Source organism: Pseudomonas sp. PDM22 (genome assembly GCF_014851965.1).
Classification (GTDB): Bacteria; Pseudomonadota; Gammaproteobacteria; order Pseudomonadales; family Pseudomonadaceae; genus Pseudomonas.
The window spans coordinates 257,227-272,979 of sequence record NZ_JACVAR010000001.1 but is presented as its reverse complement, the minus strand read 5'-3'; the positions used below and the strand labels follow the sequence as shown (position 1 = coordinate 272,979).

The window sequence follows — 15,753 nt, the reverse complement described above, 5'->3', positions numbered from 1 at the left end:
TCGAACTACGCTCCATTTCAGTTGCCATGACAGGGATCAACACCCTTCGTCGGGCCGCACCAAAAAAAACACGCCATAAATTTGACTCGAGCCACAATTTTGACTTAACTAGTGGCCAAATGCTGGCTAGCACGAGGAAATTGTGCTGTGGCCAGGTCGTGTCAGCCGCCGTAGTACGGCCTTCAAGCCCGGGATGACAAGCTAAGATGTGGCGCGAAACGAAAATCCTCGTGATCGATGACAACCAGGACCGTTGCCGGGACCTCTCGGTGATCATCAGCTTCCTGGGTGAAGACCAACTGTCCTGCAGCAGTCGTGACTGGCGCCAGGTCGTCGACCCGCTGCCCAACGGCAGCCGCGACGTACTCTGCGTACTGGTCGGCGCGGTGGACAGCAAGGGCGGGGCGCTGGAGCTGCTCAAGCAGCTCGCGGCCTGGGATGAGTACCTGCCGGTCCTGCTGATGGGCGAGCCGGTGCCCAACGAGTGGCCCGAAGAGCTGCGCCGCCGCGTGCTGGCCAGCCTGGAGATGCCGCCCAGCTACAACAAGCTGCTCGACTCCCTGCACCGCGCCCAGGTTTATCGCGAGATGTACGACCAGGCCCGCGAGCGTGGTCGTCAGCGCGAACCCAACCTGTTCCGCAGCCTGGTGGGCACCAGCCGTGCCATCCAGCAGGTGCGGCAGATGATGCAGCAGGTCGCCGATACCGACGCCAGCGTGCTGATCCTTGGCGAGTCCGGCACCGGCAAGGAAGTGGTGGCGCGCAACCTGCACTATCACTCCAAGCGTCGTGACGCGCCCTTTGTGCCGGTCAACTGCGGCGCGATCCCGGCGGAGCTGCTGGAAAGCGAATTGTTCGGCCACGAGAAGGGCGCCTTCACCGGTGCCATCACCACCCGTGCCGGGCGCTTCGAACTGGCCAACGGCGGCACCCTGTTCCTCGACGAGATCGGCGACATGCCGCTGCCGATGCAGGTCAAGCTGCTGCGCGTGCTGCAGGAGCGCACCTTCGAGCGCGTGGGCAGCAACAAGACGCAGAACGTGGACGTGCGCATCATCGCCGCGACCCACAAGAACCTCGAGAAGATGATCGAGGACGGCAGCTTCCGCGAAGACCTGTACTACCGCCTCAACGTCTTCCCCATCGAGATGGCCCCGCTGCGCGAGCGCGTGGAAGACATCCCGTTGCTGATGAACGAACTGATCTCGCGCATGGAGCACGAGAAGCGCGGTTCGATCCGCTTCAACTCCGCCGCCATCATGTCGCTCTGCCGCCACGACTGGCCGGGTAACGTGCGCGAACTGGCGAACCTGGTCGAGCGCCTGGCGATCATGCACCCCTACGGCGTGATCGGCGTGGGCGAACTGCCGAAGAAATTCCGTCACGTCGACGACGAGGACGAGCAGTTGGCGACCAGCCTGCGCGAGGAGCTGGAAGAGCGCGCGGCGATCACCGCCGGCCTTCCGGGCCTCGACTCGCCGGCCATGCTGCCGGCCGAGGGCATCGACCTGAAGGATTACCTCGCCAACCTCGAGCAGGGATTGATCCAGCAGGCGCTGGACGACGCCAGCGGCGTGGTCGCCCGTGCCGCCGAACGCCTGCGCATCCGCCGTACCACCCTGGTGGAGAAAATGCGCAAGTACGGCATGAGTCGCCGCGAAGAGGAAATGGCGGAGGATTGACGCCTTCGCCTGACTCGTTTTTTCAAGTTATTGAAATATAACGAGTAAATTTTAGGCACGGGGTTTGCTAAGACTCATCCGACCGACAGATTCACGCCGTCGGACGGATGAGGAAAACCCGCATGATGCCCGCCACCAATCGCCAGACTGACCTTGCTCCGCAACTGCCGGCAGAACCGCTGCAGGTGCCGGTGGAGCAGCAGAGCCGTGCCCATCTGGAACAGACCTTCGAGCTGTTCAGCCAGATGTCCAGCCAGCTCAATCAGTCCTACAGCCTGCTGGAAGCCCGCGTCACCGAGCTGAAGGGCGAGCTGGCGCTGGTCAGCGCGCAGCGCATGCAGGAGCTGGCGGAGAAGGAGCGTCAGGCCAACCGCCTGCAGAGCCTGCTCGACGTGCTGCCCGGCGGCGTCATCATGATCGACGGTCAAGGCGTGGTGCGCGACGCCAATCCGGTGGCGGTCGCGCTGCTCGGCAAACCGCTGGTGGGCATGCTCTGGCGTGAAGTCATTGCCCGCAGCTTCGCCCCGCGTGCCGACGACGGCCACGAAGTTTCCCTGCGCGATGGACGTCGCGTGTCCATTGCCATCCGCCCGCTGAACGGCGAGCCCGGCCAGCTCATCCTGCTCAATGACCTGACGGAAACCCGTCGCCTGCAGGACCAGCTCGCCCGCCACGAGCGCTTGTCCGCCCTGGGCCGGATGGTCGCCTCCCTGGCTCATCAGATTCGTACTCCGCTGTCCGCCGCCATGCTCTATGCCGGTCACCTGAGCGAGGGCGAGCTGCCGGTCGAGCATCAGCAGCGCTTCGCCGGGCGCATCAAGGAGCGCCTGCACGAACTGGAAAGCCAGGTGCGCGACATGCTGGTGTTCGCCCGCGGCGAGCTGCCGCTGCCGGATCGCCTCGCGCCCAACCAGTTGTTTGCCAGCCTGCGCGCCGCCGCCGAATCCCATGTCGCCGGCCTCAACCTGCGTTGGCAGTGCGACGCCCGCGTCGGCGAGTTGCTGTGCAACCGCGACACCCTGGTCGGCACCGTGCTCAACCTGGTGGAGAACGCCATCCAGGCCGCCGGCCGCGATGTACGCCTGAAGGTGCACCTGTATCAGCGCGACAACAGCCTGCGCCTGTCGATCAGCGACAACGGCCCGGGCATGAGCGCGGAAACCCTGGCGCGCCTGGGCGAGCCTTTCTTCACCACCAAGACCACCGGCACCGGCCTCGGCCTGGCCGTGGTGAAAGCCGTCGTCAAGGCCCACCAGGGCGAGCTGCGCCTGCGCTCGCGTCCTGGTGTCGGTACCTGCGCCACCCTGATCCTGCCGCTGATCCTGGCTCAACCCGTCGTCCACGAGGAGTGATTTCCATGGCCGCCAAAGTCCTGCTGGTCGAAGACGACCGCGCCCTTCGTGAAGCCCTCTCCGACACCCTGTCGCTTGGCGGGCACGACTTCGTCGCCGTCGATTGCGCCGAGGCCGCGTTGCCTGCACTGGAGAAAGAGGTCTTCGGCCTGGTGATCAGCGACGTGAACATGCCGGGCATGGACGGGCACCAGCTGCTCGGCCTGATCCGCAAGCGCTACCCGCAACTGCCGGTGCTGCTGATGACCGCCTACGGAGCCGTTGATCGCGCCGTGGACGCCATGCGCCAGGGCGCCGCCGATTACCTGGTCAAGCCTTTCGAGCCGCGCGCGCTGCTGGAGCTGGTGGCGCGTCATGCGCTGGGTGCCGTTCCCGCCAGTATCGGCGAAGGTCCGGTGGCGCTGGAGCCGGCCAGCCAGCAATTGCTGGAGCTGGCCGCCCGTGTCGCGCGCAGCGATTCCACCGTGCTGATCTCCGGCGAGTCCGGTACCGGCAAGGAAGTCCTGGCGCAGTACATCCACCAGCAGTCGCCGCGGGTTGGTAAACCCTTCGTCGCGATCAACTGCGCGGCGATCCCGGACAACATGCTCGAGGCCACCCTGTTCGGCCACGAGAAGGGCGCCTTCACCGGCGCCATCGCCGCCCAGCCGGGCAAGTTCGAACTGGCCGACGGCGGCACCATCCTGCTCGACGAAATCTCCGAGATGCCGCTGGCCCTGCAGGCCAAGCTGCTGCGTGTACTGCAGGAGCGCGAAGTGGAGCGCGTCGGTGCGCGCAAGCCGATCAGCCTCGACATCCGCGTGCTCGCCACCACCAACCGCGACCTGCTCGGTGAAGTGGCTGCCGGACGTTTCCGCGAGGACCTCTACTATCGCCTGTCGGTCTTCCCGCTGGCCTGGCGCCCGTTGCGCGAGCGTCCCGCCGATATTCTGCCGCTGGCCGAACGGCTGCTGGCCAAGTACGCACGCAAGATGAACCACACGCCGGTGACCCTGGCCGACGACGCCCGCGCCGCTTTGCTGGCGCATCCGTGGCCGGGCAACGTGCGTGAGCTGGACAATGCCATCCAGCGCTCGCTGATCCTGCAGCAGGGCGGCCAGGTCCAGGCCGCCGATCTGTGCCTGACCGCGCCCATCGGTCTTGCTCCGCGCCCGGTGCTGGCGGCCGTTCCGGTTTCGACTGCGCCGCAGGTTCCGGTCGGCGTCGAAATTCCGTCGCCTGCCGCCGCAGAAGCCGGGCAACTGGGTGAGGACCTCAAGCGCCGCGAGTTCCAGATGATCATCGACACCCTGCGCAGCGAGCGTGGCCGCCGCAAGGAAGCCGCCGAGCGACTGGGCATCAGTCCGCGCACCCTGCGTTACAAGCTCGCGCAGATGCGCGACGCCGGCATGGATGTGGAGGCTTACCTCTACGCCAGTTGAGCCACTGACAGACCCCCTCTTGGCCCGCATTCGTGCGGGCCTTTTCTTGGTTGGGTTCGGCGTTTTCGCTGGCATGTTGACGCCGTGTCCGGCTGCACGCCTCCAGAGAATCGCTGAGCTTTCTCCCTGGTCAGTCAATAGGAGGGGAGAGCCGTGGATGAGGTGGAGTTCGCGCGGCAGTTGCGGCGGCGGCAAACCGACGCTGAGTTCAGGTTGTGGGGATATCTGCGGGATCGCAGATTCCTCGGTTTGAAGTTCAGGCGGCAGGTGCCGAGTGGCCGGTATGTGCTGGACTTCTATTGCCATGAGCTGCGGATGGCGGTGGAGCTCGATGGTGGCCAGCATCTGGAGTCTGCGTACGACATTGAGCGCGATGCCTGGCTGGTGGAGCAGGGAATTCGCGTCGTTCGGTTCTGGAACCATGATGTGCTGGCGCGCACGGACGTCGTGCTGGAGGCGCTTCGATTGACGGTCGAGTCCGGCGCGGGGTGATTGCCCTCACCCCAACCCTCTCCCGGAGGGAGAGGGGGCCGTCTTCTGCCAGGCGGATGTCTGGCGCTTTTCCTGATACTGCGAGGTGTCCGGCTGACTGCCGATCTTCTCGCCTACGCCGACCTGCCCCCTCTCCCTCTGGGAGAGGGCTGGGGTGAGGGGCCTTTGCCACCGCCCCAAAGGACTCAGCCAGGAGCGCCTGAACAGAAGTCCCTGAATCCCCATCCCAGAGCCATCCTGCGCATTTTTCCTACGCCCTAAGAAACTGGCACCCAAGTTGCAATCACCTCTGCAAAGCGCCGCGCAGTGTCAAAAAACCGCGGACAGTCGGAGGGGTAAGTGATGAGTCAGGGTATCGAGTTCAATCGTCTGCTGCTGGAAATGCGCTCCATGCAAATGGAGGCCATGGCCAAGGCGAAGACGCAGGCCGCACCGGCCGAGCCGGGGGCGCCAAGCTTCTCGCAGATGCTCGGACAGGCCGTGGACAAGGTGAACGGTACCCAGCAGGCCGCCTCCGACATGGCGACCGCTTTCGAGATGGGGCAGGGCGGGGTCGATCTCACCCAGGTGATGATCGCTTCGCAGAAGGCCAGTGTTTCTTTCCAGGCGATGACCCAGGTACGCAACAAGCTCGTCCAGGCGTACCAGGACATCATGCAGATGCCGGTTTGAGCGGCGAGGATCGTAGGTAATGTCCCAAGCCTCCGTTGTTGACAGTCAGGTTCCGGCCAAGGTCGGTGCCGACGCGCCGAAGAAGCCGCTGCTCGGCCTGACTTTCCTCGAGAACCTCGCGGACATGCCGGTGCTGCGCCAGGTCGGCCTGCTGGTCGGTCTCGCCGCGAGCATCGCCATCGGTTTCGGCATGGTCCTGTGGTCGCAGCAGCCGGACTACAAGCCGCTGTACGGCAGCCTCAACGGCGTCGACGCCAACAAGGTGGTCGAGGCGCTGTCCGCCGCCGACATCGGCTACAAGATCGAGCCCAACTCCGGCGCGCTACTGGTGAAGGCCGACGACCTGGGCCGCGCGCGCATGAAAGTCGCCGGTGCCGGCCTGGCTCCGACCGACAGCAACGTCGGCTTCGAGATCCTCGACAAGGAACAGGCGCTGGGCACCAGCCAGTTCATGGAAGCGACCAACTACCGTCGCGGCCTGGAAGGTGAACTGGCGCGCACCGTCTCCAGCCTCAACAACGTCAAGGGCGCCCGCGTGCACCTGGCGATCCCCAAGAGCTCGGTGTTCGTCCGTGACGACCGCAAGCCCAGTGCCTCGGTGCTGGTCGAGCTTTACCCGGGCCGCACCCTGGAGCCGAGCCAGGTGCTGGCCATCGTCAATCTGGTCGCCACCAGCGTGCCGGAACTGGATAAATCCCAGGTCACCGTGGTCGACCAGAAGGGCAACCTGCTCTCCGACCAGCAGGAGCTCTCCGAGCTGACCATGGCCGGCAAGCAGTTCGACTTCACCCGTCGGATGGAAACCAACTTCACCCAGCGCGTACACAGCATCCTCGCGCCGGTGCTGGGCAGCGGCCGCTACAAGGCCGAGGTGTCGGCGGACGTCGACTTCAGCGCGGTGGAATCCACCTCGGAGTCGTTCAACCCGGACCAGCCGGCCCTGCGCAGCGAGCAGAGCAACAACGAGGAACGCCAGAACAGCAACGGCCCGCAGGGCGTGCCGGGTGCGCTGTCGAACCAGCCGCCGGGCCCGGCCAGTGCGCCGCAGACCACGGCGCAGAACAAGCCGGCAGACTTCGTCGCGCCGGGCCAGCCGCTGAAGGACGCCAACGGCCAGCCGATCATCGACCCCAAGACCGGCAAGCCGGAACTGGCGCCGTACCCGACCGACAAGCGCCAGCAGAACACCCGCAACTACGAGCTGGATCGCTCGGTGAGCTACACCAAGCAGCAGCAGGGTCGCCTGCGCCGGCTTTCCGTCGCGGTGGTGCTGGATGACCGCATGATCGCCGATCCGAAGACCGGCGAAGTCAGCCACCAGCCCTGGACCGCCGATGAGCTGGGTCGCTTCACCCGCCTGGTGCAGGACGCGGTAGGCTATGACGCCAGCCGTGGCGACAGCGTCAGCGTGATCAACGCGCCGTTCGCCCCGGAACTTGGCGATGAAATTGCATCGCCGCCGTTCTACTCCCAGCCCTGGTTCTGGGACGTGGTCAAGCAGGTGCTGGGCATCGTCTTCATCCTGGTGCTGGTGCTGGGCGTGCTGCGCCCGGTGCTGAACAACCTGTCGGGCAACAAGAGCAAGGCCCTGGTGGCCGGTGGCGCAGCAGGCGAAGGTGGCCTGGGCGAGTTGGGCGGTCTGGAGGGCGAGTTGTCCGAAGACCGTGTGAGCCTCGGTGGCCCGGCCAGCATCCTGCTGCCCAGCCCGTCCGAGGGGTACGATGCACAATTGAATGCGATCAAGACACTGGTCGCCCAGGACCCGGGGCGCGTTGCCCAGGTAGTGAAGGACTGGATCAATTCCGATGAGTGAAGCGCGCATGAACGCCAAACTGAACAAGGTCGACAAGGCTGCCATCCTCCTGCTCTCCCTGGGTGAGACCGATGCCGCGCAGGTGCTGCGCCACATGGGTCCGAAGGAAGTGCAGAAGGTCGGCGTGGCCATGGCGCAGATGCGCAACGTGCACCGTGAGCAGGTCGAGCAGGTGATGGGCGAGTTCGTCGAGATCGTCGGCGACCAGACCAGCCTGGGCGTTGGCGCCGACAGCTACATCCGCAAGATGCTCACCCAGGCTCTGGGCGAGGACAAGGCGAACAACCTCATCGACCGCATCCTGCTGGGCGGCAACACCAGCGGCCTGGACAGCCTGAAGTGGATGGAGCCGCGCGCCGTGGCCGACGTGATCCGCTACGAGCACCCGCAGATCCAGGCCATCGTGGTCGCCTACCTCGACCCGGACCAGGCCGGCGAAGTGCTCAGCCACTTCGACCACAAGGTGCGCCTGGACATCATCCTGCGCGTGTCCTCGCTCAACACCGTGCAGCCGTCCGCGCTCAAGGAACTGAACCTGATCCTGGAGAAGCAGTTCGCCGGCAACGCCAACTCCACCCGCACCACCATGGGCGGCGTGAAGCGCGCGGCGGACATCATGAACTACCTCGACAGCTCGGTCGAAGGCGCGCTGATGGACGCCATCCGCGAAGTCGACGAGGACCTGTCGGGCCAGATCGAAGACCTGATGTTCGTCTTCGACAACCTCGCCGATGTCGACGACCGTGGCATCCAGGCACTGCTGCGCGAGGTGTCCTCGGACGTGCTGGTGCTGGCCCTCAAGGGTTCGGACGAGGCGATCCGCGAGAAGATCTTCCGCAACATGTCCAAGCGTGCCGCCGAACTGCTGCGCGACGACCTGGAGGCCAAGGGCCCGGTGCGCGTCAGCGAAGTGGAAGGCGCGCAGAAGGAAATCCTCACCATCGCCCGCCGTATGGCCGAGTCCGGCGAAATCGTGCTGGGTGGCAAGGGCGGCGAGGAGATGATCTGACGTGGTACCGCCGGCCAAAGACGAAGACAAACTCAGCGAGCTGATCCGCGCGCGCGACGTGGCGGGCTTCGACCGCTGGTCGCTGCCCAGCTTCGACCCGGCGCGGCCGGCCCCGGAGCCTGAGCCCGAACCCGAGCCGGTAGTCGAGGAGCCGCCGCAGATCGAAGAGGTGCCCGAGGAAGAGGTCAAGCCGCTGACGCTCGACGAGCTCGAGGCGATCCGCCAGGAGGCCTACAACGAGGGCTTCTCCACCGGCGAGAAGGACGGCTTCCACGCCGGCCAGATCAAGGCGCGTCAGGAAGCCGACGCGGCGCTGCAACCGCGCCTGCAGAATCTCGAAACCCTGATGTCGCACCTGCTCGAGCCCATTGCCGAACAGGACCAGATGCTCGAACAGGGCATGCTCAACCTGGTGACCCACGTGGTGCGCCAGGTGGTGCAGCGCGAGCTGGCCACCGATTCCAGCCAGATTCGCCTGGTGCTGCGCGAGGCGCTCAAGCTGCTGCCGATGGGCGCCAGCAACATCCGCATCCAGGTCAATCCGCAGGACTTCGAACTGGTGAAGGCCTTGCGCGATCGCCACGAGGAAAGCTGGAAGATCATCGAGGACGACGGCCTGCTGCCCGGCGGCTGCCGCATCGAGACCGAACATTCGCGCATCGACGCCACTGTCGAAACGCGCCTGGCCCAGGCCGTGAAGCAGCTCTTCGAGCAGCAGCGCGACCAGGCGACCCACGCCCTGGAGCCAGACCTGCACGTGATCCTCGAAGCCGATCAGGGCGGCGCCGATGCGTCTTGATCGCGTCAGCTTCGCCCGTCGTCTGCAGGGCTACAGCGACGCCGTGAGCCTGCCGACCCAGCCTGTGGTGGAGGGCCGCCTGCTGCGCATGGTAGGCCTGACGCTGGAGGCCGAGGGGCTGCAGGCCGCCGTCGGCAGCCGCTGCCAGGTGATCAACGACGGCGGCTATCACCCGGTGCAGGTGGAAGCCGAAGTCATGGGCTTTGCCGGCAGCAAGATCTACCTCATGCCGGTGGGCAGCCTCGTCGGCATCGCCCCTGGCGCCCGCGTGGTGCCGCTGCCGGACTCCGGCCGGCTGCCCATGGGCATGTCCATGCTCGGTCGCGTGCTCGACGGCGTCGGCCGGGCGCTGGACGGCAAGGGCGGCATGCGCGCCGAGGACTGGGTGCCGATGGATGGCCCGATCATCAACCCGCTGGCGCGCGACCCGATCCACGAGCCGATGGACGTCGGCATCCGCTCGATCAACTCCCTGCTCACCGTCGGCCGTGGCCAGCGCCTGGGCCTGTTCGCCGGTACCGGCGTGGGTAAGTCCGTGCTGCTGGGCATGATGACCCGCTTCACCAAGGCCGACATCATCGTGGTCGGGCTGATCGGCGAACGGGGCCGCGAGGTGAAGGAGTTCATCGAGCACATCCTCGGCGAGGAAGGCCTCAAGCGCTCCGTGGTCGTTGCTTCGCCGGCGGACGATGCGCCGCTGATGCGCCTGCGCGCCGCGCAGTACTGCACCCGCATCGCCGAGTACTTCCGCGACAAGGGCAAGAACGTCCTGTTGCTGATGGATTCCCTGACCCGTTACGCCCAGGCCCAGCGTGAGATCGCCCTGGCCATCGGCGAGCCGCCGGCGACCAAGGGCTATCCGCCGTCGGTGTTCGCCAAGCTGCCGCGTCTGGTCGAGCGTGCCGGCAACGGCGAGAAGGGCGGCGGTTCGATCACGGCGTTCTACACCGTGCTCAGCGAAGGCGACGACCAGCAGGACCCGATCGCCGACGCCGCGCGGGGTGTGCTCGACGGCCACTTCGTGCTGTCGCGCCGGCTGGCCGAGGAAGGCCATTACCCGGCCATCGACATCGAAGCCTCGATCAGCCGGGTGATGCCCCAGGTCACTACGCCCGAGCACATGCGTGACGCCCAGCGCTTCAAGCAGCTGTGGTCGCGCTACCAGCAGAGCCGCGACCTGATCAGCGTCGGCGCCTACGTGGCCGGCGGCGATCCGGAAACCGACCTGGCCATCCAGCGCTTCCCGATCATGCGCCAGTTCCTCCGCCAGGCCCTGGACGAGAGCCAGAACCTCGACGACTCGCGCCTGCTGCTGGATGCAGTCGTCAGCGGCAAGGCCGGCTGATGAAGCGGCCAGGAACTGCTTTGCGTAGGATGGGTGGAGCTTGCGATACCCATCGTCTTTCAGCTCGTGGCGAGATGCAGCATGGGTACCGTTGCGCTCCACCCATCCTACGGCTCGTGGTGAGCCAATGAACCGCCGCGCCGAACGCCTCGCCCCGGTGGTGGACATGGCGCTCAAGGCCGAGCGCGAGGCCGCGCGTCAGCTCGGCCAGATGCAGGGCCAGCTGCAGCAGGCGCAGCGCAAGCTCGCCGAGCTTGAGCGCTACCGCTACGACTACCAGCAGCAATGGATCACCAACGGCCAGCAGGGTGTCAGCGGCCAGTGGCTGATCAACTACCAGCGCTTCCTCTCCCAGCTCGAAGGTGCCGTCGAGCAGCAGAATCGCTCGGTGGCCTTCCACGAGACCAACGTGGGCAAGGCGCGGGTCATCTGGCAGGAGAAGTACGCGCGCCTCGAAGGGCTGCGCAAGCTGGTGGAACGCTACCGCGAGGAAGCGCGTCTGGCTGCCGACAAGTACGAGCAGAAACAGCTCGACGAATTCGCCCAGCGCCTGAAGCCTTCCGCCGAGCAATAGCGATCGGGTTCCGCGGAGCGCCGTGCTAGGCTCCAGTCAGTCTCCCCGGTTGGACTCCTTCATGCCTCTTCCCACGCCTGTGCCTGTGGATTTCCGGCACGTCTTCTCGTTATGGCGCCTGAGCGCCGAAGGCGATCCGATCATCACGCCGAGCAGCCACCTGCTGCCGGTTCGCTGGCAGGGGCGCTCAGCCATGCTCAAACGCGCCCTGGACATCGACGAACGCCTGGGCTCGAAGGTGCTCGACTGGTGGGGCGGCGACGGCGCAGCGCTGGTCTATGCCTACGACGGCGACACCATCCTCATGGAGCGCGCCGAGGGCACGCGGTCGCTGATGCACATGGCGCTGAACGGCGAGGACGACCAGGCCAGCCGCATCGTCTGCGATGTCGTGCGCAAGCTGCATCAGCCACGGGAAAAGCCCCTGCCGGAGGTGATCGACCTGCGCGAGTGGTTCCGCGATCTCGCGCCTGCCGCCGTGCGCTATGGCGAGCTGTTCCCGCGTTGCCTGGAGACCGCCGAGGCGCTGCTGGCCAGCGAGCATGACCAGTGCGTACTGCATGGCGATATTCACCACGACAACATCCTGGATTTCGCCGAGCGCGGCTGGCGGGCCATCGACCCCAAGCGCCTGCATGGCGAGCGCCTGTTCGACTACGCCAACCTGCTGTGCAATCCGGACCTGCCGACCTCCCGCGAGCGCACGCGCTTCCTGCGCCAGCTCGACGTGATCGTCGAGCACGCACGCGTCGACCGGCGCCGCCTGCTGGAATGGGTGCTGGCTTTCGCCGGTCTCTCCGCCGCCTGGTTCCTCGACGATGGCATGGCCGCCGACAGCGACCTGAGTGTGGCGCACCTGGCCGCCGCCGAGCTGGACCGCATGGCATGCTGCGCCTGAACCGGGCCCTGTTGCAGGCGCATCCGCGGCTGATCAGCTCCGTCGTCATGGGTGTGCTGGTGGGGCTGGCATGCTACCCGTTTTCGCCCATGACCCGTGTGCTGCTGGGCTGGAACTGCATGGCCTGGCTCTACGTGCTGCTGATCGGCTGGCTGGCGCTGCGCGCTGCGCCCGCGGAAGTGCGCCGCCTGGCCGAAATCGAGGACGAGAATGCCGAAGCGGTGCTGGTGCTGATCACCGTTGCCGCCGTGGCCAGCCTGGTCGCCATCGTCGTCGAGCTGGCCACCGCCGGGCATGCCAACGGCGGTGAGAAGATCGTCCGCTACGCCTTTACCGCCAGCACGGTGCTGGGCTCCTGGTTCCTCATCGGTACCATCTTCACCATGCACTACGCCCGGCAGTTCTACTCGGCCGATGCGGCGAAACCAGCGCTGCGCTTCCCCGAGGGCGAGAAGAATCCAGACTACTGGGACTTCCTCTACTTTTCATTCACCCTCAGCGTAGCGGTGCAGACCTCCGACGTTGAGGTCGCCTCGCGTGCGATGCGCAAGGTGGTGCTGGCGCACTCGGTGATCGGCTTCCTGTTCAACACCGCGATCCTGGGGCTGGCGATCAACATGGGCGCGGGGCTGATCGGCTAGCGTGGGTGATCAGGGCTGCAGCGCCTCGACAGCCAGCCGTAGCGCCAGCACGACGAAGGCGAGAGTGAAGCTCCTGCGGATCAGCGTCATCACCGCCGGACGCCCGATCACATAATCGCGCACCCAGGATGCCAGCAGTCCGTAGCCGATGAACACGACGAAAGTCATCAGTGCGAACACCAGGCCCAGCATCAGGAACAGCCCCTGCGTGTCCTCGCTGCCGGCCGGCACGAACTGCGGCAGGAAGGCCAGGAAGAACAGCCCCAGCTTGGGGTTGAGCAGGTTCAGCCAGAGCCCGGTGCCCACCAGTTGCGGGATGCTGCGTGGGCTGCTGGCCGAATCCAGCGCCAGGGCGCCGCTGCCGCGAAACACCTGCCAGGCGATGAACAGCAGGTAAGCCGTGCCCAGCAGCCGGATGAACTGGAAGCTGGCCGCGCTGGCCTGCAGGATCAGCGACAGGCCGAAGGTGGCGAGCAGCAGTTGCGGGAGCATGCCCAGCGTACAGCCCAGCGCCGCAAGGCTGGCGGCGCGGGCGCCCAGGCCGAGACCGACGGCCAGGGTGTAGAGCACGCCGGTGCCGGGCAGCAAAACGACGACGAACGCCGTCAGCAGGAATTCTGCGTTCATTCCCGTGGGTTTCCTGTGTGGAAGAAATGAGGCCGTGAGACCGGAGCAATCAGGGCGTTGGCGGCTGCCTGAACGATGAGCGCCATTGCCCCGGTGTCAGCCCGAGCTGGCGGGCGAAGGCGCGGGTCATATGCGACTGGTCGGCGAAGCCGGCGAGCAGGGCGGCGTCGGCCAGCGTGCGCCCCTCGCCGATGGCCTTGTGGGCCTGTCGCACTCGGTACTGCAGGAGGTAGGCGTGGGGCGTGGTGCCCAGTTCGCGGCGGAAGCGGCGCAGTGCCGCATAGAGCGTCAGCCCGGCAATGCCAGCCAGCTCCGCCAGCGCGGGAGCGTTGCGTGGGTCGTCGTGAATCCGTTCGAGCATGCGCGCCACGCTGCGGGAAGGGAGGGGCGCCACGCTCGTGTCTGGGCGCTGGTCGAGCAACTCGCCGAACAGGTCGAGCACGCCTTCGCTGGCTTCATCGGCACTGGCCCCCGGCAGGTGTTGCAGCAGGCTGGCAATGCGCTGGGCGAGTGGCGGGTAGGCAAGGGCAGGGAGGGTGAACTCGCGCTGGGCCATGTTGCCGCCGGCCAGTTCCGCCAGCAGCGCCGGTTCCACGTAGAGCATCCACCAGCGCCGCGGCGCGCCGCGCAGGGGAATGCCGTCGTGGAGTTCATTGGGGTTCACGGTGATGATGTCGCAGGGCCCGGCCTCGACCTGTCCGCGGCCACTCCACGAGCGGTGCCCGCCTTCGAGCATCACGCCGATGCCGTACTCGTCGTGGGCGTGGCGCGGGAAGCTGCGCTGCGTGAGTATCTCGACGCTGCGCAGGCCGGGCAGGGCGGTCGTGGTGCAGATCACTTGGTGGAGCATTGGGGCAGGCCTGCGGGAGCGGAGGGTGATAGGCAGAGTAGCCCCTCAGACCGGCGCCATCTTGAATGAAATTGACTTTCTTGGAGCCGGGAGCTTTCGGCGCGCGGTCTCGCCCTCACCCCAGTCCTTTCCCAGGGGGAGAGGGGGCCGTTCGGCAGGGATGCGGGCATCGGAGTCAGCTGGGAATGGAGGTGCAGGAAGGGCGCAGGAGTGGCGCCTGGCAGCGGATTGCTCCCTCTCCCTCCGGGAGAGGGCTGGGGTGAGGGGGCCAGGGTGGCAGGCGCCTCAGAAGAACGGCCGCGAAGCCTTGAACATGAACGCCGAGTCGCAATAGGCGTTGTGTCCGGAGTAGGCGCTGCAGTCTCCGCCGGTGAGGCTGCTGCCGCTGTACGAGAAGTTCAGGTCGATGCCGTTCCAGGGGCGGCTGAAGTTCACCGACCAGTCGCCGAATTCGCTGACGCTGCCACCGCTGTTCAGGCTCACGGGGGAGGCGAGGTTGTAGGTGGAATACTTGAAGGTCACGTCGAAGCCGAGGTCAGGCTGCACGCCCAGGTCGGTGAACAGCGTGGTGGTGCTGCGCCCGGCCTGGGCGCTGTAGGCCGCGCCGAGACGGCTGCCGAATACCGAGAGGCCGCCGTACAGGGCCTGGCTGTCGTAGTCGGGTTGTTCCGGCCGGGTGTAGCGCAGTGTGCCCACTTCGTAGCCCAGCTTGCCGTCGCCCAGTGGGTGCTTGAAGCCGGCGTAGCTGTCGATCTCCAGCGGCTTTTCCTGCTCGATGTTCGAGGTCCAGCTGCCGACGTACCAGCCACTGTCGTGGGTGATGTCGAGGCCGCCCTGGGCGCTGTTGGCCTGGCCCGGCTGGACCAGCCCCTGGGCCATGCTGCGCGTTGGCGAGTTGGCGAACTTGAGTTCGAAATCGCCCAGTTCGCGCTGCATCACCTGGGCACCTGCGTACGGCGCCGCGCACAACACGCAGGCCGCGATGAGAATGGACTTGTACATGCTCCCCTCTTCATTTGCCGGGTGCGACTGCGGACGGCTGGTAAGCCTTGGCTCCTTGTCGCCTGGGCCAAGGTTACGGTATTTGTCGGGCTTGTGCGGTCCGGCAGTCCATTTCAGGTATTTCGGACATTGTCAGATTATTCCTGCACTCCAGTGTGGTAGTTGTCTGTCGAATGCCGAGGTTGCCGCTGTCACCGCTAGCTGCTACATCTTCAAGCTCGTGCGCGACCATCGATCGATAAGGAGAATCCCATGGCCATCACTTCCGTTCCCTCCGCTGACGGGCAGGAGCTCACCATCGTGGTCCAGGGACGTTTCGATTTCGGCGCACACCAGGAATTCCGCAATGCCTACGAGCGTGTCGAAACCACACCCAAACGCTACGTGGTGGACCTGAAGGGCGCGACTTACCTCGACAGCTCGGCGCTGGGCATGCTCCTGCTGCTGCGCGACCACGCCGGCGGCGAGAGCGCGCAGATCAGCCTGGCGCACTGCAATCCGGACGTGCGCAAGGTGCTGTCTATCTCCAACTTCGAGCAGCTGTTCAAGATCAGCTGACGCGACGCGCTCTGCAGT

The 15,753-nt window shown here is 66.1% G+C and carries 16 protein-coding genes; 13 read left to right on the top strand and 3 right to left on the bottom strand.

What is annotated here, in order from left to right; genetic code table 11:
• Positions 1-206 precede the first annotated feature (206 nt).
• The 12 genes from IB255_RS01330 (at position 207) to IB255_RS01275 (ending at position 12,698) form a co-directional block, all read left to right on the top strand.
• Positions 207-1,682: a sigma-54 dependent transcriptional regulator gene (locus IB255_RS01330; RefSeq protein ID WP_081519271.1), complete on the top strand. Its 1,476-nt coding sequence runs from the start codon at positions 207-209 to the stop codon at positions 1,680-1,682.
• Between the two features lie 122 nt (positions 1,683-1,804).
• Complete coding sequence (locus tag IB255_RS01325) at positions 1,805-3,034, top strand: sensor histidine kinase (RefSeq protein WP_412548074.1); 1,230 nt, start codon at positions 1,805-1,807, stop codon at positions 3,032-3,034.
• Positions 3,035-3,039: 5 nt separating this feature from the next.
• A complete protein-coding gene (fleR, locus tag IB255_RS01320) occupies positions 3,040-4,455 on the top strand; it encodes a sigma-54-dependent response regulator transcription factor FleR (RefSeq protein WP_081519272.1) in 1,416 nt (471 codons plus the stop codon).
• Between the two features lie 153 nt (positions 4,456-4,608).
• Positions 4,609-4,947: an endonuclease domain-containing protein gene (locus tag IB255_RS01315; RefSeq protein WP_081519273.1), complete on the top strand. Its 339-nt coding sequence runs from the start codon at positions 4,609-4,611 to the stop codon at positions 4,945-4,947.
• 342 nt (positions 4,948-5,289) lie between these two features.
• The gene (gene fliE, locus IB255_RS01310; protein ID WP_081519275.1) at positions 5,290-5,619 is read left to right on the top strand and encodes a flagellar hook-basal body complex protein FliE; all 330 of its coding nucleotides are present in this window, start codon (positions 5,290-5,292) and stop codon (positions 5,617-5,619) included.
• Positions 5,620-5,638: 19 nt separating this feature from the next.
• The gene (fliF, locus tag IB255_RS01305; RefSeq protein WP_081519276.1) at positions 5,639-7,432 is read left to right on the top strand and encodes a flagellar basal-body MS-ring/collar protein FliF; all 1,794 of its coding nucleotides are present in this window, start codon (positions 5,639-5,641) and stop codon (positions 7,430-7,432) included.
• Positions 7,425-8,441, top strand: coding sequence for a flagellar motor switch protein FliG (gene fliG / locus IB255_RS01300; RefSeq protein ID WP_045212107.1), 1,017 nt, complete (start codon positions 7,425-7,427; stop codon positions 8,439-8,441). The genes fliF and fliG overlap by 8 nt, the downstream gene beginning before the upstream one ends.
• A 1-nt stretch (position 8,442) precedes the next feature.
• Positions 8,443-9,240 (top strand): flagellar assembly protein FliH, encoded by a 798-nt coding sequence (fliH, locus tag IB255_RS01295; RefSeq protein ID WP_081519277.1) that lies wholly within the window; start codon positions 8,443-8,445, stop codon positions 9,238-9,240.
• A complete protein-coding gene (fliI, locus tag IB255_RS01290; protein WP_081519278.1) occupies positions 9,230-10,585 on the top strand; it encodes a flagellar protein export ATPase FliI in 1,356 nt (451 codons plus the stop codon). The genes fliH and fliI overlap by 11 nt, the downstream gene beginning before the upstream one ends.
• A 127-nt stretch (positions 10,586-10,712) precedes the next feature.
• Positions 10,713-11,159 (top strand): flagellar export protein FliJ, encoded by a 447-nt coding sequence (gene fliJ, locus IB255_RS01285; RefSeq protein ID WP_081519279.1) that lies wholly within the window; start codon positions 10,713-10,715, stop codon positions 11,157-11,159.
• A 61-nt stretch (positions 11,160-11,220) separates the two neighbouring features.
• The gene (locus tag IB255_RS01280) at positions 11,221-12,057 is read left to right on the top strand and encodes an aminoglycoside phosphotransferase family protein (protein ID WP_081519495.1); all 837 of its coding nucleotides are present in this window, start codon (positions 11,221-11,223) and stop codon (positions 12,055-12,057) included.
• Positions 12,045-12,698: a DUF1345 domain-containing protein gene (locus IB255_RS01275; RefSeq protein WP_081519280.1), complete on the top strand. Its 654-nt coding sequence runs from the start codon at positions 12,045-12,047 to the stop codon at positions 12,696-12,698. The genes IB255_RS01280 and IB255_RS01275 overlap by 13 nt, the downstream gene beginning before the upstream one ends.
• A 9-nt stretch (positions 12,699-12,707) precedes the next feature.
• On the opposite strand, the gene IB255_RS01270 is transcribed toward IB255_RS01275, so the two are convergent.
• The 3 genes from IB255_RS01270 to IB255_RS01260 form a co-directional block, all read right to left on the bottom strand.
• Complete coding sequence (locus tag IB255_RS01270; protein WP_192209725.1) at positions 12,708-13,325, bottom strand: LysE family translocator; 618 nt, start codon at positions 13,323-13,325, stop codon at positions 12,708-12,710.
• A gap of 49 nt (positions 13,326-13,374) precedes the next feature.
• Entirely contained in the window at positions 13,375-14,175 is an 801-nt protein-coding gene (locus IB255_RS01265; protein ID WP_081519282.1) for an AraC family transcriptional regulator, read from the bottom strand.
• 285 nt (positions 14,176-14,460) lie between these two features.
• Positions 14,461-15,177, bottom strand: coding sequence for a TorF family putative porin (locus tag IB255_RS01260; RefSeq protein ID WP_081519283.1), 717 nt, complete (start codon positions 15,175-15,177; stop codon positions 14,461-14,463).
• A gap of 252 nt (positions 15,178-15,429) precedes the next feature.
• Between IB255_RS01260 and IB255_RS01255 the strand changes: the two genes are divergently transcribed.
• Positions 15,430-15,735: an STAS domain-containing protein gene (locus tag IB255_RS01255; protein ID WP_081519284.1), complete on the top strand. Its 306-nt coding sequence runs from the start codon at positions 15,430-15,432 to the stop codon at positions 15,733-15,735.
• Positions 15,736-15,753 lie beyond the last annotated feature (18 nt).